The organism is Nitrospirillum bahiense (assembly GCF_007828025.1).
In the GTDB taxonomy this organism is placed as follows: Bacteria; Pseudomonadota; Alphaproteobacteria; order Azospirillales; family Azospirillaceae; genus Nitrospirillum; species Nitrospirillum amazonense.
On record NZ_VITO01000004.1, the window covers coordinates 196,444 to 216,082 of the forward strand.

Annotated in this window: 18 protein-coding genes; 12 read left to right on the top strand and 6 right to left on the bottom strand. The window is 66.9% G+C overall.

Translation table 11 applies throughout. The features are described from left to right. Positions 1-41 precede the first annotated feature (41 nt). Both FBZ88_RS07730 and FBZ88_RS07735 read left to right on the top strand, forming a co-directional pair. Positions 42-266 carry an AbrB/MazE/SpoVT family DNA-binding domain-containing protein gene (locus FBZ88_RS07730; protein WP_088871631.1) on the top strand — a complete coding sequence of 75 codons (225 nt, stop codon included), beginning with the start codon at positions 42-44 and terminating at the stop codon, positions 264-266. Next, positions 263-655, top strand: coding sequence for a type II toxin-antitoxin system death-on-curing family toxin (locus FBZ88_RS07735; protein WP_145616178.1), 393 nt, complete (start codon positions 263-265; stop codon positions 653-655). The genes FBZ88_RS07730 and FBZ88_RS07735 overlap by 4 nt, the downstream gene beginning before the upstream one ends. 10 nt (positions 656-665) lie before the next feature. Here FBZ88_RS07735 and FBZ88_RS07740 read toward each other — a convergent pair whose 3' ends face one another. Next, entirely contained in the window at positions 666-1,049 is a 384-nt protein-coding gene (locus FBZ88_RS07740) for a thiol-disulfide oxidoreductase DCC family protein (RefSeq protein WP_145616180.1), read from the bottom strand. 131 nt (positions 1,050-1,180) lie between these two features. Between FBZ88_RS07740 and FBZ88_RS07745 the strand changes: the two genes are divergently transcribed. The 5 genes from FBZ88_RS07745 to FBZ88_RS07765 all read left to right on the top strand — a co-directional run bounded on the left by FBZ88_RS07745 (position 1,181) and on the right by FBZ88_RS07765 (position 7,319). After that, a complete protein-coding gene (locus FBZ88_RS07745; protein WP_145616181.1) occupies positions 1,181-1,807 on the top strand; it encodes a LysE family translocator in 627 nt (208 codons plus the stop codon). 32 nt (positions 1,808-1,839) lie between these two features. Beyond that, on the top strand, positions 1,840-2,433 hold the full coding sequence (locus FBZ88_RS07750) for a hypothetical protein (protein ID WP_145616183.1): 594 nt from the start codon (positions 1,840-1,842) through the stop codon (positions 2,431-2,433). A 143-nt stretch (positions 2,434-2,576) separates the two neighbouring features. After that, positions 2,577-4,886, top strand: a complete 2,310-nt coding sequence (locus FBZ88_RS07755; RefSeq protein ID WP_145616184.1) for a TonB-dependent receptor — start codon at positions 2,577-2,579, stop codon at positions 4,884-4,886. Positions 4,887-4,911: 25 nt separating this feature from the next. Next, entirely contained in the window at positions 4,912-6,243 is a 1,332-nt protein-coding gene (locus FBZ88_RS07760) for an amidohydrolase (protein ID WP_145616186.1), read from the top strand. A gap of 143 nt (positions 6,244-6,386) precedes the next feature. After that, positions 6,387-7,319 (top strand): LysR family transcriptional regulator, encoded by a 933-nt coding sequence (locus FBZ88_RS07765; protein WP_186464268.1) that lies wholly within the window; start codon positions 6,387-6,389, stop codon positions 7,317-7,319. Positions 7,320-7,350: 31 nt separating this feature from the next. Here FBZ88_RS07765 and FBZ88_RS07770 read toward each other — a convergent pair whose 3' ends face one another. Then, entirely contained in the window at positions 7,351-8,232 is an 882-nt protein-coding gene (locus FBZ88_RS07770) for an AraC family transcriptional regulator (RefSeq protein ID WP_246138553.1), read from the bottom strand. A 37-nt stretch (positions 8,233-8,269) separates the two neighbouring features. Here FBZ88_RS07770 and FBZ88_RS07775 point away from each other — a divergent pair, with 37 nt between their 5' ends. Next, a complete protein-coding gene (locus FBZ88_RS07775; protein ID WP_145616192.1) occupies positions 8,270-8,677 on the top strand; it encodes a DUF2000 family protein in 408 nt (135 codons plus the stop codon). A gap of 219 nt (positions 8,678-8,896) precedes the next feature. After that, positions 8,897-11,038 (top strand): peptidyl-dipeptidase Dcp, encoded by a 2,142-nt coding sequence (gene dcp, locus FBZ88_RS07780; RefSeq protein WP_246138554.1) that lies wholly within the window; start codon positions 8,897-8,899, stop codon positions 11,036-11,038. Positions 11,039-11,135: 97 nt separating this feature from the next. On the opposite strand, the gene FBZ88_RS07785 is transcribed toward dcp, so the two are convergent. Then, positions 11,136-12,239, bottom strand: coding sequence for a hypothetical protein (locus tag FBZ88_RS07785; protein WP_145616193.1), 1,104 nt, complete (start codon positions 12,237-12,239; stop codon positions 11,136-11,138). A 17-nt stretch (positions 12,240-12,256) separates the two neighbouring features. Further along, a complete protein-coding gene (locus FBZ88_RS07790; RefSeq protein WP_145616195.1) occupies positions 12,257-13,351 on the bottom strand; it encodes a hypothetical protein in 1,095 nt (364 codons plus the stop codon). A gap of 146 nt (positions 13,352-13,497) precedes the next feature. Here FBZ88_RS07790 and FBZ88_RS07795 point away from each other — a divergent pair, with 146 nt between their 5' ends. Then, positions 13,498-13,845, top strand: coding sequence for an ArsR/SmtB family transcription factor (locus FBZ88_RS07795; RefSeq protein ID WP_145616196.1), 348 nt, complete (start codon positions 13,498-13,500; stop codon positions 13,843-13,845). Beyond that, a complete protein-coding gene (locus FBZ88_RS07800) occupies positions 13,842-14,804 on the top strand; it encodes an SRPBCC family protein (RefSeq protein WP_145616198.1) in 963 nt (320 codons plus the stop codon). The genes FBZ88_RS07795 and FBZ88_RS07800 overlap by 4 nt, the downstream gene beginning before the upstream one ends. Positions 14,805-14,818: 14 nt before the next feature. Here FBZ88_RS07800 and FBZ88_RS31285 read toward each other — a convergent pair whose 3' ends face one another. Continuing rightward, complete coding sequence (locus tag FBZ88_RS31285; protein ID WP_145616200.1) at positions 14,819-16,537, bottom strand: J domain-containing protein; 1,719 nt, start codon at positions 16,535-16,537, stop codon at positions 14,819-14,821. Next, the gene (locus FBZ88_RS07810) at positions 16,534-18,237 is read right to left on the bottom strand and encodes an Hsp70 family protein (protein WP_145616202.1); all 1,704 of its coding nucleotides are present in this window, start codon (positions 18,235-18,237) and stop codon (positions 16,534-16,536) included. Before FBZ88_RS07810 ends, FBZ88_RS31285 begins: the two co-directional genes overlap by 4 nt. A gap of 145 nt (positions 18,238-18,382) precedes the next feature. Between FBZ88_RS07810 and glsA the strand changes: the two genes are divergently transcribed. After that, positions 18,383-19,534 carry a glutaminase A gene (gene glsA, locus FBZ88_RS07815; RefSeq protein WP_211102567.1) on the top strand — a complete coding sequence of 384 codons (1,152 nt, stop codon included), beginning with the start codon at positions 18,383-18,385 and terminating at the stop codon, positions 19,532-19,534. Positions 19,535-19,639: the final 105 nt, after the last annotated feature.

The window sequence follows — 19,639 nt, forward strand, 5'->3', positions numbered from 1 at the left end:
TTTGTTATTACATAGTGTGTGGCGATGTGAGGAGCGCCCCCATGCACACCACCAAGTTGACCAAGGTTGGAAACTCAACGGGCATCACCATCCCCCGCGATGTGCTGACGGAGGCGCGCCTGGACCGGGGTGATGAGGTCACGCTGTCGGTGCGCGACGGGCGCATTGAGATCGCCAAATCCAGCGACGATTACAGCAAAGCCATGGAGGCTGGCCGGGCATTTTCCACCCGGTACCGCCGCGCCATGGCGGTGCTGGCCAAGTGACGGGACTCGTCCTCCCGCCTATCGAAGCGATCATTGACCTGCACACGGAACTGCTGGCGGAACACGGTGGCGCGCCGGGCCTGCGGGATCGTGGGGCGCTGGAGGCGTCACTGGCCCGCGCCTATCAAATCGTCGCGTATGCCGAGAACCCGGTCACGGTGTTCGATCTGGCGGCGGCGGTATGCGTCAGTATTTTGCGCAACCACCCCTTCGTCGATGGCAACAAACGCGCCGGTTTCGTCGCGTTGGGAACCACCTTGATCCTGAATGGACTTTTCTTGGACGTGAGCGAGCGGGATGCCGCCGACATGATCCAGTCCGTCGCGGCTGGTGACCGGTCGGAAGAAGCGTTCCGCCAGTGGGTAGCCGACAACAGCGTCGAAGGATGACCCGAACCGGTCACCAGTGCCCCTTTCGCCGGTTCCAGGCGTACAGAATGTCGGCGAAGTGGTCGTAGGCGAGGCGGGTGCAGGGGCGGATCAGGCGGTTGCCCAGCAGGGTGGCCAGCCAGGCGTCGCCCGGCGTGTGGCGCCAGATGGCGATGGCGCAGTCCGCATCCACCAGCAGGCGGCCGCCGGCGTCGATCCCGTGCAGGCGGCGGCGTACGGCCTCCACATCCGCGCCGAAGCGGGCCAGCGCCTCCGGCTCCAGGTTGATGTCGCGGAAGGCGATGACGCCGGCGCGGGCGGCCTGCACCAGGCGGTTGGTCTGCCAGTCGATGCCCGCGTTACAGACGGGGCATTTGGTGTTGTACCAGACCGTCAGGTGGGGACGAGCAGGCAAGGCGGCTCTCGATACGGGTAAGGTCCGGGCAGTATACCGGCCGGACGCGATAAGGACAGTGGCCGGGACGGTAAAAGTCTGGAAGGATCGGTGGCTGAACACCTTTCCGCCAAGACCTTGAGACCGCGCCTATGTTGCCCTTGGAAACCCTGCTGACGTTCATCACGGCTGCCGCCATCCTGGCCTTCGTGCCGGGGCCGGACAATCTGTTCGTGCTGACCCTGTCGGCGGCGCGGGGCTGGCGGGCCGGGGTGATGGTGACGCTGGGCCTGTGCACCGGCCTGGTGGTGCATACGACCGCCGTCGCGCTGGGCGTGGCCGTCATCTTCCAGCAGTCGCAACTGGCCTTCACCCTGCTGAAGGCCGCTGGCGCCGCCTACCTGCTGTACCTGGCCTACAAATCCTTCCGCGCGTCGCCGGAGGTGCTGGGCGGTGCCAAGGCGGCGGCGGACCGCACCCTGACGCTTTACGGCCGGGGCATCGTCATGAACGTGACCAACCCCAAGGTGGCGATCTTCTTCCTGGCCTTCCTGCCGCAGTTCGCAGCCCCCGAGCACGGCAGCGTCACCGTGCAGATTTTCCTGCTGGGGGCGGTGTTCGCCGCCGTGGCGCTGGCCTGTTTCTCCACCATTGCCGTGTTGGCCGGCGGCCTGAACCGCTGGCTGGCGCGTTCCAGCAGCGCGCAAACCATCCTGAACCGCATTGCCGGCGTGGTGTTCATCGGCCTGGCGATCAAACTGGCGACGGCCCAGCGCTGAGGGCCGTCCGCCGCCGACAACGGGGGCGCATCATGGGGCTAGAGGCCGTCTGTCACGTAACATGGCAAGGCGGGGCGGGCGAGGTGAAGGCCCTGCTGGAAAGCCGGGAACTGATCCTGCGCGGCGAGATCCGGCGCACCGTGCCGGTGGCTGCCATCACCGCCGTGGCGGTCGAGGGTGACGATCTGGTTTTGGCCACGCCGGACGGTCCGCTGATTCTGACCCTGGGCGCCGACGCCGCCACCCATTGGGCCAGGAAGCTGACCACCCCGCCGCCCACCCTGGCGCAGAAACTGGGCGTGAGCCCGGCCGCGCCGGTCCTTGTCATCGGTACGGCGGACGATTCCGCCTTGGCGGCGGCGTTGAAGGGGGCCGTGGCCGCCACACCGGCGGAAGCGCGCCTGGCGCTGGCCGTGGTTCGGGACGTGGCCGACCTGGAGCGGGCGGTGGCCGCGCACGCGGGCCTGCCGCCAGGGGCCGCGCTGTGGATCGTCCACGGCAAGGGCCCCAAGACCCTGTTCGGTGAGACGCCGGTGCGCGCCTGGATGCGGGCCGCCGGTTTCATGGACACCAAAATCTGCGCCGTATCCGACACCCTGTCGGCCACGCGCTATAATCCCAGGTGACGCCTGCTGCGCCGGTGTGAACCCCGCCGGTCGCTCTAACTTCCAGTTACAGCGCTAATCGAAAATTTTATTGTGCGGCGCTACACACAAAAATAATCCTGAGCCCCTAACAAAATTAAAACAAATTCAAGAACGGGGTTCTCATGGAGGCTAAGTTCTGGGGAAAGGCGGCAGTATTGCCGGCCTTGATGATGGGTGCTGCCGTCGTGTCGATTGCCGGCGGCGCCTATGCGCAAAGCGTTTCAGTCGGGCTCGGCCAGGCCGACGGTGAGGATTTGACCGAAATCGTGGTCACTGCCTTGAAGCGATCGACCTCTTTACAAGACACGCCCCTCAGCCTGAGCGCCATCAACGGCGACACGCTGCAGAAAATGGGGGCCAGCGGGATGGAGGATTATTTCCGCGCCATCCCCAACGTCAACCTGACCCAGGCGCAGTTGGGATCCAGCCGTCTCACCATCCGCGGCATACAAAGCGCGGGTGAGGCTACCGTCGGCCTTTACTATGACGAAACGCCGGTCACCGGCCCCTCGGGCACGACCCAGGACCCCGGCGGCACCACCGCCAACCTGAACCTGTTCGATGTGGAGCGGGTTGAGGTGCTGCGCGGGCCGCAGGGCACGCTGTACGGCGGCGGCTCCATGGGCGGCACCATCCGCGTCATCAGCAGGAAGCCGGATAGCCAGAAGTTCGCCGCCGCGTCGGAGGTGGAATACACCAACACCGACGGTGCCAGCGCCGGCTTCGTGAAGCAGATGGTCAACGTGCCGGTGGTGACCGACAAGCTGGCGGTGCGCGTCTCGGGCTATTACCAGACGACGCCCGGCTATGTGGACGACACCAGGCTGAACCTGAAGGACGTCAACGACGGCAAGTCCCGGGGCGTGCGCACCTTGGTGGGCTTCACGCCCACCGACGACATCACCCTGACCGGCACCATCAGCTATCAGAAGCAGACCGCCGACAATCAGCTGGGTTGGTACCAGGCGCAGGGGCGCTACCAGACCAATTCGCCGGTCCAGTTGCCCTATGACAATGAGATGACGCTGTACAACCTGGTCGGCACCTGGGATCTGCATTTCGCCACCCTGACGGCCAGCACCTCCTTCTACAATTTCAACGTCCTGCGCAGCATCGACTTCACGCCCAGCGTCCAGGCGCTGTCGACCGTGGCGGCCTACGTCAACCAGCTGTGCCCGCTGTACTTCGGCCAGGCCGTGGCCTGCACCGCGGCGCAGAAGAAGACCTACACCGCCACCGGCCTCTCCAAGACGCCGACCGTGGGCTACCAGCCGGCCACGCTGGATAGCCGCAATGACGAGTTGCGTCTGAGCTCGGAGGGTGAGGGGCCGTTCACCTGGACGGCAGGTGCTTATCTGGAGGACCGTCACGACCACATCGACAGCAACACGGCCACGGCCGACCCGGCCACGGGCCTGACCTATCAGCCGCTGCAGGACCTGTCCTACCGCTACATCAACACCTATACCAAGCAGACGGCCGAGTTCGGGGAGGTGTCGTACAGCCCTATCGGCGACCTGACGCTGACCGCCGGGACCCGGCACTACGACTACACCAAGACCACCACCGGCCAGGCGCTGCTGGGTTCGGCCTTCACCGCGTCCGTGCCCACCGCCTATTCGGCGGTGAAGGCGGACGCCCAGGGTTGGGTCAGCAAGGCCAACGTCAGCTATAAGCTGACCCCGGATGCCATGGCCTATGCCACCGCCTCGCAAGGCTTCCGTCCTGGCGGCGCCAACAACATCCCTGGGCTGGCTGCTGGCCTGGTGACCTACACCCCGGACAAGCTGTGGAATTATGAGGCGGGCCTGAAGACCAGCTGGATGGGCGGACATCTGACGGTGGACGCCGCCCTGTTCCAGGTGGACTGGACCAACATGCAGACCAGCACGGTCACCAGCAACGGCCTTTACTCCTTCATCACCAACGTCGGCTCCGCCCGCATCCGGGGCGGGGAGTTGGAGATCACCGCCCGGCCCCTGGCGGGATTGGTGCTGACGGGATCGCTGGGCTACCAGGATGGCCATCTGACCAGCGACCAGGCCAACGCCGCCGTGCTGGCCACCGGATCCACCGGTTTGAAGGGCGACCGCATCCCCAACACGCCGGACCTGACGGCATCGGCCTCGGCCACCTACACCGTGCCCTTGACCGCGCGCCTGAACGGCATGGTGCGCGTGGACTACAGCTACACCGGCAACATGGTGTCCACCTTCCGGCCCAGCTACGTCTACTTCAACGAATACGGCAACTACAGCCTGGTCAACACGCGGGTGGGCGTGGAGGGCGAGGGCTGGGGGCTCTACGCCTTCGTCAACAACCTGACCGGCGCGGATGGCATCGTCAGCGCCAACAGCAACCTGGGCTACACGCGTCTGGTCTACAGCAGCACGCCCCGCACCTTCGGCCTGAACGGCCGCATCTCCTTCTGACCCTGACCGACGGGATCCTCATCGCATGAAGACGATATCGCGTTATCGGCTGGCGCTGGCCGCCGGCCTGCTACTGGCCGGTGTGGCCCCGGGCGCCCTGGCCTTCGATGCCGCCCAGACCAAGACCGCCGTGGAGGCGGAGGTGGGCGCCGACTACGGCCACCTGGACGCCCTGTACAAGGACATCCACAGCCATCCGGAGGTGGCCTACCAGGAGGTGCGGACCGCCGCCCGCCTGGCCAAGGAGATGAAGGCCCTGGGCTTTGAGGTGACGGAGCATGTGGGCAAAACCGGCATCGTGGCGATATACCGCAACGGCGCCGGTCCCACCGTGATGGTGCGGACCGAGTTGGACGCCCTGCCCATGGAAGAGAAGACCGGGCTGCCCTACGCCAGCACGGCCAAGACCACCTGGAACGGCAAGGAGACCTTCGTCGCCCACAGCTGCGGCCATGACATCCACATGGCGGCGTGGGTGGGCACGGCCAAGGCCCTGGTGGCGCTGAAGGACCAGTGGCACGGCACGTTGATGTTCATCGGCCAGCCATCGGAGGAGGACGTCAGCGGCGCCAAGGCCATGATCGACGATGGCCTGTTCACCCGCTTCCCCAAGCCCGACCTGGGCTTCGCCCTGCACGTGGCGCCGGCCCCGGCCGGCACCATCCTGTACAAGGCGGGCGTGCTCAGCTCCACCTCAGACAGCCTGTCGGTGACCTTCCACGGCAAGGGCGCCCATGGGTCCATGCCCCACCAGTCCATCGATCCCGTGCTGATGGCGGCGCGCTTCGTCGTCGATGTTCAAGGCGTCATCAGCCGGGAGAAAGACCCGGCCGCGTTCGGCGTGGTGACGGTGGGCGCCATCCAGGCCGGCAGCGCCGGCAACATCATTCCCGACAGCGCCCTGCTGCGCGGCACCATCCGCACCTTCGACGACGGTGTGCGTGACAAGATCCTGGCCGGCATCAACCGCGTTGCCGCGGCGGAGGCCGAGATGTCCGGCGCGCCCGCCCCGGAGGTGGAGATCGTGTCGGGCGGCAAGTCGGTCATCAACGATGACGCCCTGACCAGCCGCACGGCGGCCGTGTTCCAGGCGGCCTTCGGCCCCCGTGCCGTGCGGCTGCCAGCCCCCGGGGCGGCCAGCGAGGATTATTCGGAGTTCGTGCGGGCGGGCGTGCCCTCGCTCTACTTCGCCATCGGCGGCTATGATCCGCAGCAGCTGGCGGGTTTCAAGGCGGCCGGCAAGGAACCGCCGGTCAACCATTCCCCCCTGTTCGCGCCGGCGCCGGAACCCAGCATCAAGACCGGTGTCGCCGCCATGACGCTGGCGGTGATGGCGGCCCTGCAACCCGCAAGGTAAGTGGAATCTCTTTTGTATAGGGAAAGGAGATCCGGGCCCTTGGCCGGGCCACCATCTCCTTTCCCTCCTTGGTATTTTCGGGTGCAGGTTGTACAATCAACCTCACCCGGCACCGGTCGTATTTCCCCATGAAAATCCATCAGTTGAAGGCGTTCGTCGCGGTCGCCGACTCTCATAGTTTCAATGAGGCGGCGCGCCTGCTGTTCGTCAGCCAGCCTGCGGTGGCCAAGGCCATCCGGGAGCTGGAGATCTGGGCCGGCCGCCAGCTGGTCATCCGCAGTTCACGCGGCACTCAGCTGACGCCGGACGGCGTGTCTCTGTTGCGTCGCGCCCGGGGCATCCTGGACCAGGTGGCGCGGGCGGAGCATGAGTTCGCGGGCTCCGGCCCCCATGAGCATGTGAACCTGGGCCTGACCACCTCGGCCAGCGTGGCCGTCACGCCGACCCTGGTCGACTTCAAGAAGCGCAACCCCGACACCGGCTGGACCGTGCTGGGCGGATCGCGACGCCCGCTGTTCGAAAAGCTATACAACCATACCCTGGACCTGGTGATCGCCACCCTGCCGGACAACCTGGAGGAGATGGGGACCGGCCTGCGGTTCGAGCCGCTCTTGCGTCTGCCCACGGTGCTGACGGTGGCCAAGGGCGATCCATTGGAAAAGGCGCGGTCACTGGCGGACCTTACGCAAGCGGAATGGTTGTTCGCGGAATCCGAACAGAGCTTCGACCATCATTTCCGCGGCGCCTTCGCCGAGGCGGGGGTGGATCGCCTGCCATCGTTCACCCGCTGTGAATCCACTTTCCTGGTGCTGGCGCTGGCGGCCCGGCCCAACACCGTCACCATGTGGACGGGGCTGGCGCCCAGCGCCATGAAGCTGCAGCTGAAGGTGCTGGGCGAGAACATCTCCAGTCTGGCTCTGAAGGAAAAATTACCAGACATCACCGTCTGCATCGTCTATCGCTCCGATCTCATCATGACGCCCGCCATCCAGCGTCTGCTGGACCAGATGCGGCGCCTGAAGGACAGGGACACGCTGGACCTGGGCCCGGACGCGCCGATGCTGTCGGTAGGGTGATGTTACTGGGTTCTGGGGATGTCACCCGGTTTTATGCGCCCACCAGAGCGGCCCAGCGTCCGGGCGTCATGCCGAAGGCCTTCTTGAAATGGCGGTGCAGGTGGCTCTGGTCGGCGAAGCCGGTGGCTGCCGCTACCTCGGCCAACGGCTCGCCCTCGGTGATCATGCGGCGGGCGTGCTGCAGCCGGCGCATCACCAGGAAGCGGTGGGGGCTGGTGGCGAACAGGGCCCGGAAGTGCCGGGCGAGGGCATAACGGTCCAGGCCCGTCACAGCCTCCAGATCCTCTGACCGCACCGGAGCCAGGGCGTTGGCCTCCAGATAGTCCCGCGCCCGGTGGGCCTGGCGCAGGGCCAGCAGGCCCAGGGGTTTGGCCTTGGTGCCGGCATGGCGGGCCAGGCCGCGGGCGAGACGGACCAGCAGGTCATCCACCGCCAGATCCTCCAGCCCCTCATCCAGGGAACTGAGCGCCGGCAGCAGCGCCTGACGCAGTTCCGGGTCGGCCAGCACCGGCTCACCGACGAAGGGCAGGGCGGCGCCGGATTGACCATCGGCGTCCAGGCAGCGGCGCAGCAGCGCCGGTTCCAGGTACAGCATGCGATAGCGCAGGGCCTCATCCGTGCCGGCACCACCGTCGTGCTCCTCATCCGGATGCAGGATGATGACGTTGCCGGGCTGGCTGTAGCGTCGCTGGCCCCGATACTGGAAGGTCTGGACGCCGTGCAGCGTCACGCCCAGGCCATAGGTATCGTGGCGGTGGGGACTGAAGGCGTCACCATGAAAGCGTGCCTCGATCCGCTCGATGCCCGGGAAGCCCGGGGCGGCAGTGATGCCGTCAGCCGCCGCGTCGGTGGCGGCTTGGCATGGCTCCGGGTTGCACAAACGTCCAAGACCGGCGCCCGGGGCGCCCGCCACAGTCGGGGTCTCCCCTGGCCTTAAGGACCCTGTCTTGATGTTCGATACCAAAATCGCCCTCGTCCTGCGCGAAGACCTGGCCGCCTGGCAGGCGCTGAACGTCACCGCCTTCCTGACCAGCGGTATCGTCGCCCAGTTCCCGGAGATCATCGGCGAACCCTACCGTGACCGCTCCGGCACAGTCTACAACCCGCTGTCGGTGCAGCCGGTGATCGTGCTGGCCGCCGACGCGGCGACCATCACCGCCATCCGTCGCCGCACCCTGGAGCGGGGCTTGCGCACCTCACTCTATATCGAAGAGATGTTCCGCACCGGCCACGACGCCGCCAACCGCGCCGTCTTCGCCGAATTCGGGCCTGAGGATGCGCGGGTGGTCGGTATCGGCATCCGTGCCGACAAGAAGCTGGTGGACAAGGTCACGAAGGGGGCCCGCATGCATCCCTGACGGATCGGGGCCGCCTCACGCCCCTTGGTGGGGCGGGATTGGAAAATGTCGCAGGGTCCAGCGCTGTGCCACCACGGAAGGGGCAACGATCCCTCGCCAGACGTGATACAACCTCCCCCTTCGGCGGGACCCTGCGGGGGGGATCCGCCTGGTCACCCCCGTTGATCGACGGCCGTCGAGGGGCGGGGAAACGAAACAAGAGACTGTCAGGGGATCCCGATGACACGTACTGTTCTGCTTGGAACCGTGGGCGCGCTGGCGCTCGCGACGCTCACCGCCACCCCGGCGCTGGCGGAGAAGCCCGCCTCGGCGGGCGCCAATCCCTTCGCCACCGCCAGCACCCTGCCGTTCGAGGCGCCCCGCTTCGACATCATCAAGGACACCGACTATCTGCCCGCGTTCAAGCAGGGCATGAAGATCCAGCTGGCCGAGATCAAGAAGATCGCCGACAACCCGGCGGCCCCCACCTTCGACAACACCCTAGTGGCGATGGAGAAGTCCGGCCGCATGCTGGACCGGGTGAGCCAAGTTTTCTTCGGCGTGGTGCAGGCCAACACCAACGACGCGCTGGACAAGGTGCAGACCACGGTGTCGCCCCTGCTGTCCCAGCACAATGACGCCATCTACCTGAACGACAAGCTGTTCCAGCGGGTGAAGTCGCTGTACGACAAGCGCGACAGCCTGAAGCTGAAGCCGGAGCAGGCCCAGCTGCTGAAGGTCTATTACCAGCAGTTCATCCATGCCGGCGCCATGCTGAATGACGCCGACAAGGCCACGCTGCGCGATCTCAACACCAAGCTGTCGTCGCTGGAGACCGCCTTCCAGCAGAAGCTGGTGGCGGCGGCCAAGGAAGGCGGCCTGGTGGTCGATGACAAGGCCAAGCTGGCGGGCATGGGCGATGGCGCCATCGCCGCCGCCGCCGAGGCCGCCAAGGGCCGCAAGCTGGAGGGCAAGTACCTGGTGCCGCTGCAGAACACCACGCAGCAGCCGGCGCTGTCCTCCCTGGACGACCGGGCCACGCGCCAGGCCCTGTTCGAGCGCGGCTGGACCCGCGCCGAGAAGGGCGACGCCAACGACACCCGCGCCACCATCTCCGACATCGCCAACCTTCGGGCGCAGAAGGCCAAGCTGCTGGGCTTCCCCAACTACGCGGCCTATGTCCTGGCAGACCAGATGGCGGTGACGCCGGATGCGGCCGAAGGCTTCATGAAGCGCATGGTTCCCGCCCTGGCGGCGGAGCAGAAGCGCGAGGCGGCCGAGATCCAGGCCCAGATCAAGAAGGACGGCCAGGATTTCGCCCTGAAGCCCTGGGACTGGGACAAGTATGCCGAGCAGGTGCGCAAGGCCAAGTACGACCTGGATGAGGGCGCGCTGAAGCCCTATTTCGAGCTGCACACCGTGCTGGAGGAGGGCGTGTTCTACGCCGCCAACCAGCTGTACGGCCTGACCTTCAAGCGCCGCACCGACATTCCCGTCTACCAGCCCGACGTGCTGGTTTACGACGTGATCGACAAGGACGGCTCAGCATTGGGCCTGATGTACTTCGACTACTTCAAGCGCGACAACAAGTCGGGCGGGGCCTGGATGTCCAACTTCGTCCAGCAGTCCAAGCTGCTGGGCACCAAGCCCGTGGTCTACAACGTCTGCAACTTCACCAAGCCCGCCCCGGGCCAGCCGGCGCTGATCAGCTTCAGCGACGTCACCACCATGTTCCACGAATTCGGCCACGCCCTGCACGGCCTGTTCGCCAACCAGACCTATGAGACGCTGTCGGGCACCAACGTGGCGCGCGACTTCGTGGAGTTCCCGTCGCAGTTCAACGAGCATTGGGCGCTGGACCCCAAGGTCCTGGCCCACTACGCCAAGAATTACCAGACGGGCGAGGCCATGCCGGCCGAGCTGGTGGAGAAGATCAAGAAGGCGGCCACCTTCAACCAAGGCTATGCCCTGGGTGAGATCGTCGCCGCCGCCATGCTGGACCTGGAATGGCACAGCCTGCCGGCCGACGCGCCCAAGCAGGATGTCGACGCCTTCGAGAAGGAGGCCCTGGCCAAGACCGGCCTGGACGTGGACGACGTGCCGCCGCGCTACCGCTCCAGCTATTTCCTGCACATCTGGGGCAACGGCTACGCCGCCGGCTACTATGCCTACCTGTGGACGGAGATGCTGGATGACGACAGCTACGCCTGGTTCAAGGACCATGGCGGCCTGACGCGGGAGAACGGCGAGCGCTTCCGCGAAATGATCCTGTCCAAGGGCCATACCGAGGACTACGGCCCCATGTTCCGCGCCTTCTACGGCAAGGACCCGGACATCGGCCCCATGCTGCAGAACCGCGGCCTGGCGCCGGAAGGCAAGTAAGCTCCCCCGCTGGGGGTGGCTGGACACGAGAAGGGCCGGTGGCACATGCCGCCGGCCTTTTTTGCACGACCTGACGTTGTTGCCGCTGGTTGAACTGTCAGTAGGATACGAGCAGCGGCCCATAGCTCCCGATGGCCTTACGCTGATCAGCGACGATCAGCACCAGATGCGGATGATCGAAGCTGATCCACAGCCCGCCGATTTTGCGGAAAGCCGGCAAGGGGACATGCCGTACCGGGCCTTGCGACGACAGGCGGTACAAGCCACCGGTGCCGGAGGCCCATAGGCTGTCGCCATCGCTCGCGAGGCCATAGAAGGCGACCAAGTTGTAATTGGGGGCACCGTTCCGCAGTTGCCACACCAGCCCATGCGTGTTGGGGGAGACGTAAGGCCGGCGATAGAGGGTGTCCACCACGTCGCCGCAGAGTTGGGCCAACCCGCCGTCGGCGGAAAAATGGATCAGGCCTACGGCCAAGGCCAGGCAGTCGGATCGCCAGGGTAGAGGCAGGACGGCGTTGACTGGCAAGCTGCCTGCGCGGCCGAACTCCGGATTGATCTCTTTCATCCGCCCCGTCCGCCGGTCGATGCGGCGTAGTCCGCCGCCCCATTCGCCGGCATTCAAGCCGACAAACAGATGATCAGGTGTGCCGTAGGTGGCGGCGACGACGCCCACCATCTCCAGCGGTTCGGACAGTGGCACGACGTCGACGGCCGCCCCGTCCAGGTGAATGATCCGGTGGTCGGTCAGCACCGTGATAACGCGGCCGGTGCAGTCCAGTGCCATCGCCCGGTCCCCTTCCGTGGGTACCGTCGCCAGCGTCGCCCAGCCATCCCGCGATTGATGGCGCAATGTCCAGGGACCAGTGCCATACCGGCCGCCCGTCAGGACCAGCAATCGATTATCCAGCACGCACAGGCCGGCCGCCGGTTCCGGCAGAGGCTCGGGAATGCGCGTCGACCCGCCAATGGCGATGCGGGACAGCCGCCCGCTATCCGTCAGCAGCCAGAGTTGCCCGTCCAAGACGACCGCGCGGGCGAGGATGGTCTCCTGGTCCATCCGCACGTCCCGGCCGTCGGGCAGGACAACGCCCGGCCTGAACAGGAATAGCGCCATGTAGGCGAGCAGCAGCAGCGTTACCAGCTTGCCGCACAGCAGGGCCAGCGGCGGCGATGGCTTCGGCGTGGGAATATCGTCTTTCATGGCGGGAAGCCCGCTCCTTACCGCTGAACCAATATCGGCTCCCAGAAATTGATGGGAGCAGGTGCCGGGTTGCGGACCAGCACCACATGGGGCAGGGCGAAACTGATCTCGATGGCGCCAAACCGCTTGAACGCGGGCAGGGGGATTTTCGCGGCTTTGCCGTCGGCGGTGATGCGGTAGAGGCCGTCCATGCCCGAGGCCAGCAGGGCGTCACCATCCACGGCCAGTCCATACATGGGCACAGCGTAAGGCCCCTCATGGGATGCGGACTCATATCGTCTGTCCGGTGGATGATCCATGACCGGCTTGCTCAGGGTGGTGAGTATGTTTCCACACACCACGCCGATTTCCCCAGACAGTTCGGAGTAGGTTCCGCCAATGGCAGCAGCCAAGCATCCCTTCCGTTTACGATCGCCCTTTTCCAGATGTGGCCAGGGCAGAGGGGCCACTGCATTGACTGGCGACAGGAAGGGCCCGACGCCAGGGCCCATGAAGGACGGCTTTCGTCGGATCTTGGTAACTGCGCCAGTGGTGCGCTTTATACGCCACAGGCCTCCGCCCCATTCACCACCGTTGTAACCGACCCAAAGCTCGCCGGGCGCGGCGTAAACCGCATCGACCCGGTCGGTAAAATTATAATTTTCTAGAAGATCGCCTCTCAATTTCAGAGTCTTCTGTAGGCCGGGGCGAACCTCGATCAGCCGGCGAGTGGTCAGGAGCCTCAGGCCGTCGGTTTGACAATCCAGGGCCTGCAAGCGGTCGCCGCCTGCCTCCACTGTTGCTTCCTCCCGCCACGCCCCCGCCACTCGACGGCGGACAGTCCATGTGGTTTCGTTTCTCCAATCGGGGGCCGTCACTACCACGAGATGCCCGCCTTGAACGCAGATGTCACCGGTCCCTTCCGGAAGAGGCTCCGGTATCAGTTCGCTTCCTTGGTCAGCGACGCGGTACAGGTTCCATCCGTTTGCCAGCAGCCAAAGCTGATCGTCCGCGAAGGCGGCCCAGGACACGTGGAAATCGGCTTCTTGTGCCGCCTGCGCCGATCCTAGAGCGCTTAGCAGCGCCAGAAGCAATCCCAGGGCGTGGGCGGCGCACTGCCTATAAGGAAGCAAGGGTACCCCTCCGCGGTAGGCGTCTGTTCATATAATGTTCTCGGGAGCATACATGCGGAGCGAGCGCCTGTCTCTCGATCTGTGCCGTTTTGGCAACCTAAAACTTAATGCCTTGCTTAAGTATCTTCGTTGCGTTACTAAAGCACATGCTTAACCAACCGTCCCCCCTCGACCTCACTTTCCAGGCTCTTGCCGACCCGACCCGCCGCGCGCTGGTGGAGCGTCTGGTGCGGGGGCCGGCGTCGGTCAGCGAGCTGGCGCAGCCGCTGCAAATGTCCCTGCCGGCGGTCATGCAGCATCTGGCCGTGCTGGAGAGTTCCGGCCTGGTGCGCTCGGAAAAGGTGGGGCGGGTGCGGACCTGCCGGATCGATGCCGCCCAGCTGAGCCTGGCGGAGCAATGGATCAATCAGCGGCGCATGGAATGGGTCAGTCGCCTGGATCGGCTGGGCCAGTATCTCGAAACGCTAAAAGACGAAGACGGAGAGGAAACATGACCCAAGTTGAGACGGCCGACGTGCTGCGGCCCGAGCCCGTGCGCATCTCCCGCAGCATCCCGGCGCGGCGCGAGACGGTGTTCAAGGCGTGGAGCACGGCGGAGCATGTGAAGCACTGGTTCGCGCCGGCGCATTACACCGTGCCCCATGCCACCGTCGACCTGCGGGTGGGTGGCGCGTTCGAGGTGTGCATGCAGGCCCCGGACGGCACGCGGCATTGGACGCGCGGCAGCGTCGCCGAGGTCACGCCCAACCAGCGCTTGGTGCTGGACCTGCGGGTGGATGGTGGCGACGGCAAGGTGCTGTTCACCGCCTGGACGGAGGTTACCTTCTCCGACACCACCTGCGGCACGCAGCTGGACATCGTGCAGACCTATACCGTCTACGATCCCGCCATGCTGGGCGCCATCGGCGGCGCGCCGGAGGGATGGTCCCAGACCCTGGACAAGCTGGCGATGCACGCCGGCCATATGGACGGCCGCACGGGGGAGCTTCCCGCCGAGCGTTCCGCCGTCCACGCCATTTTCAGCCTGAACCGGACCTATGACGCGCCGGTGGCCCGGGTGTGGCGCGCCTTGGCTGACATGGAGGCCAAGTCCAAGTGGTTCGGCGGCGACCCCGGCCAGTGGGAATCGCTGGAGCGCACCATGGACTTTCGCGTCGGCGGCACGGAGCGGGCCAAGGGTCGCTGGCAGGGGGGCATGACCTCCACCTTCGACGCGCATTACCTCGACATCGTCCCCAATGAGCGCATCGTCTACAGCTATGTCATGCACCTGGATGACCGGAAGATTTCGGTTTCGCTGGCCACCATGGAGCTGAAGCCGGCGGGCGAGGGCCGCACCACCCTGACGATAACCGAGCAGGGGGCCTTCCTGGACGGCTATGAGGACAATGGCTCCCGCGAGCACGGCACCGGCTTCTTGATGGACCGGCTGGGCGCTTCGCTGAAGGACTGAAACAGCCGACCGGATCAGGCGGCCTGGGGGCGTTTCAGCTGGTAGGCGATCATGCCGAGCACGCTGGCCATCAACACCAGGCCGCCGATCAGCAAAACGTCGTGGGTGTCCACCGCGCCGGCCATGGTGTGGGCGACGCGCAGCGCCACGCCCGTGCCCCAGATGGCGTAATAGCGCCGCTTCGCCGCCTCGCCGGAGAGGGCGAGCGAGGGGACGCGCTCCAGGACCTGCACCAGGGTCACCGCCGTCACGGCCCAGGGCAGCAGGCCCGGCATGGTATCGGCCGCGAACAGCAGGCCCGCGGTCAGCATGGCCGCCAGGGCCAGGCCCGCCAGGATCCGCCGCCGCCGGGGCTGCTCAACCTCCGCATACCACCAGCGGGTCAGCAGCCCGGCCCCGATGCTGGTGGCCAGCAGGGCGCCCGTCACCGCCACGGCGAAGGCCGGCACCCGCGCCGCCGGCAGCAGGGGCCCGATCCAGAACAGCCAGAACACCAGGGGAATGCTGTTGGCCAGCAGGATGCGCACGGCCTGGCGGCTGGTGTCGTTGGCATAGACCATCTGGAACAGGCCCGCCCACCACAGGGCAAGCGTGGCCGCCGCCGCCGTGACGGGGATGCCGACGGAGGGTGGCAAGGCCAGGGCCAGGGGGATCAGCACCAGGCTGAGGGGGGCCCAGCCGAGGCGGATCGCGGGCCCCGCGTCCCGAGCCCAGCGCCGCCGCAGCCATCGCGCCGGCATGCGCACGCCCAGCCGGTAGGCCAGGCCGGCAGCGGCCAGCAGGGGCGGTATCAGCAGGAAGCCCGCGGGCCAGGCCGCCAGATCCTCCGGTGACAGGCTGGCCTGAAGATAGACGTAGGCGGCCAGGAACAGGGGCGTGGCCAGCAGCAGCCACGCCAGGCCGGCGCTGACCGGCTCGGCGGCCAAATAAGCCTCCCATGCCGCCAGCACGTCGGTATCGAAATTGGCCCGCAGCGAGGGGTAGTCGTTGCGGATCAGGGTCATCAGGCCGCGCACATCCTTGGTCAGGTCCGGCAGGGACAGGCGCAGGCGCGGGCTGTATCGGCTGGGTGGCGCCTGCAACAGGCGGTAGGCTGCGGCGTAGGCGTGGTCCCGGCCCCGCAGCTTGGCCAGGAAGGCCAGGTCGCGCCCGCGCTTCTGCACGGCGGCCAGCAGGGGCGTCTGTGCACTGGCCTTGGCCGCGTCCCAGCGGAAATGGGCGCTGGCGACGGGGACCAGCGCGTCCGACCGGGGGGCCGTGGACAGCAGCAGCCGGGCCAGCCAATCCTCCGTGCGGTTCTGCACATCGATATGGGTGATGGCGGGGGAAGCCAGCACGGCCGCCAGGGCATCCTTGAGCGCGGCGGGATCCGCAGGGCTCTGGGCGGAGAGCAGGTCGCCCAGGTGATTGCACAGCGCGACATGGCGGACCACCGCCTCATCCACCGTGGGTTCTGGGGGCGTGGCCTCCGCCGGTACCGGTTCGGCGGGGACCTCCGTCGTCCCGTCGACGGCGTGCGGCGGCGCCTCGGCTGTCTCCGCCACCGCCGTCACGCTTTCGTCCGGCACCTGCCGGCGGGCATGCAGCAGGGCTTGCTCATAGGCTTGGCGCAGCGCCTGGAACCCGTCCGGATCATCTTCCGGATTGGTGACCTTCAGGCGCCGGGCATAGGCGCGGCGGATGGCCAGTTGGTCGCCGGTGGGCTCCAGCGCCAGGATGTCCCAAGGGCTCACAGGTATGTCTCGCCTTCCAGCTGGTCCAGCGCCTCGCTCAGGGACTGGCGGGCGGCTTCGATCGCGCGGGGCTCCTGGCCCTCCAGGATGCCTTCGAACTGGGCCAGTAGGTGGGCGACATAGGCGCGCTTGTCGCCCAGGAAATCCTCATAGCAGCGGTTGGCGCGGGCCAGGACGGCGCGGTTGGCCTCGGTGTCGCGCGGGTGGACCTTCAGGGCCGCCAGCGCCTGGCGCCGGGCTTCAAGGTCATCCGGCTTGGCGGCCTCCTCGTCGGTGATGACCAGATTGCGCTGCTCCCCCGTCTCCGGCACATGGACGTCCACCTCCAGCAGGCCGTTGATGTCGTAGGTGAAGCGGCAGTCCACCTTGACGGCCCCGGCCGGCCGGGGCGGCACGGGGATGCTGACCTGGCCCAGGGCGACGTTGTCCTGCACGTCGCGCGACTCCCCCTGGTAGATGGTGAAGGTCACCGCCTTCTGGTTGGCCTGCAGGGTGTGGAAGCTGCTGACCCGGCTGGCGGGGATGACGGTGTTGCGCTCCAGGATGGGGGAGAAGATGCCGGTGCGCAGGCTGCCGTCGGGGTTGCGTTCCGCCACGTCCACGCCCAGGGAATAGGGGCAGACATCGGTGATGACCACTTCGTTCAGGGCGGCGTCGCGGCCCTTCAGGCCGGCCTGGACGGCGGCACCCAGCGCCACCGCCTCGTCCGGGTGCACGGAATGGGCGGGGAAGCGGCCGAACATGCGGGTGACGGCGCGGCGCACCGCCGGCATGCGGGTGGCCCCGCCCACCAGAACGATCTCGCGGAGCGACCGCGCCTCCAGCTGGCCGTCGCGCAGGGCGCGCAGCACCGGCTCGCGCAGGCGGTTCAGCAACCCCTCGGCCCTGGTCTCGAAGGCCTCGGACGTCAGCTCGTACTCATAGGTCTTGTCCTTCCACACCACGCGCACCGGCGTGGCGGCCTGCTCGCTCAAGGCGCGGCGGGCGCGTTCTGCGGCGGCGCGCAGGCGCTGGTACAGGGCGTCGCTCTCACGCGTGTCGCGGCCCCAGTCGGCGGCGAAACGCTGGCGCAGGTCGTCCACGATCAGCTCGTTGAAGTCCTCGCCGCCCAGGCGGTTGTCGCCGCTGGTGGCCCGCACCTCGATCACGCCTTCGAAGATCTCCAGGATGGAGACGTCGAAGGTGCCGCCGCCCAGGTCGAACACCAGGAACTGCGTCTCCGCCTCCAACTGGTGGATGCCGTAGGCCAGCGCCGCCGCCGTGGGTTCGTTCAGCAGCCGTTCCACCTTCAGGCCGGCCAGTTCGCCCGCCCGGCGCGTGGCCTTGCGCTGCTTGTCATTGAAATAGGCGGGCACGGTGATGACGGCCTCGGTCACCGGTTGGCCCAGATAGGCCTCCGCATCGGCCTTAAGGGCCTTCAGCACCAGGGCCGACAGCTCCTCCGGCAGGAAATCGCGCTTGCCCAGGCGGGTGACGCGCTGCGAGCCCATCAGGCGCTTGAAGGCGGTGGCGGTCAGGGTTGGGTGGGTGGCCTGGCGTTCGCGCGCCGGCAGGCCCACCAGCACCGTGCCCTGCTCATCCAGGCTGACGGCGGAGGGCGTCAGCCGGTGGCCCAGGCTGTTGGGGATCAGGTCCGCCTTGCCGTCCCGCCAGACGGCCACCGCGGAATTGGTGGTGCCCAAATCGATGCCGACGATCAACCCAACGACCCTCCTGATACACCAACCGCCCAGCGCCAACCGGAAGTACGCATCATTCCGCCACCGTTCTAGCCGCCGGGACGGCCAGGGGGAAGGGCGGATGCCAGTATCCGGCCAAGATCATGCGGCGAAGATTCATGCGCCCATGATTAAGGCTTCTTGGCGGACGGGCGCCCCCGCTACAGTGACGCCAAACACCGGCGCCGGCACGCCGGCCAGCCTGAACGAGGGGGATTATTTGATGAAGTCCGGTTTGACCCAGCGGGCGCGCGCCTGGGGCGCCGCCATCGCGCTGTCGCTGACCTTGCTTGGCACCAGCGCCGCGCCGGCGCGCGAGGCACCGCCCGGCGACAAGGCCATCCAGCAGGCGGTGGACCAGGCCTACGCCAAGTTCAAGGGCGTGATGGAGGGGGAGAACGCCAGCTACATCCCCTATCTCGCCAAGGCCGACCCCAAGCTGTTCGGCATCGCCGTGGTCACGGCCGACGGCCGGGTGTTCAAGGCCGGCGACGCGGGACAGGAGTTCCCCGTGGAATCGATCGCCAAGGTCTTCACGCTGGCCCGCGTGCTGAAGGACCAAGGGCCGGACGCGGTGATGGCCAAGATCGGCGTGAACGCCACGGGCCAGCCCTTCAACTCCGTCCTGGCCATCGAGCTGAACAACGACAAGCTGACGGGCAGCCCGCCGGCCGGCAATCCCCTGGTCAACGCCGGCGCCATCGCCGCCGCCAGCCTGGTGCCCGGCACCGATCTGAACGCCCGCTGGAAGACGGTGCTGGACACGGCCTCTGCCTTCGCCGGGCGGACGCTGGCCTTGAACCAGGATGTCTACCAGTCGGAAATGGCGGGCAACCAGCACAACCAGGCCATCGCCTTGCTGCTGCAAAGCTATGACCACCTCTACGCCGACCCGGCGGCGACGGTGGACCTCTACACCCGCGAATGCTCCTACAACGTCAGCGCCGTGGACCTGGCCACCATGGGCGCCACGCTGGCCAACGGCGGCACCAACCCGGTGAGCCACAAGGCGGTGGTGGACCCGGCCACCAGCGCTCGCGTGCTGGCCGTCATGGCCACCGCCGGTCTGTACAACACCTCGGGCGAGTGGCTGTTCAAGGTGGGCCTGCCGGGCAAGAGTGGCGTGGGCGGCGGCATCCTGGCGGTGGCGCCGGGCAAGCTGGCCATCGGAATCTATTCCTCCCGCCTGGACGCCGCCGGCAACAGCGTGCGCGGCCAGCTGGCGGCGCAATCCATCGCCGAGGCGCTGGGCCTGAACCTGTTCGCGGCGGGCAAATAAGCCCGGCTCCAGGGCGGGGAACGTCGGGAGGAGGAGAGGGGGCGACACGCGAGAACAGCCGCCTCGTTCTCCTTTAGATTGACAAGAACAAAAATAGAACATGGA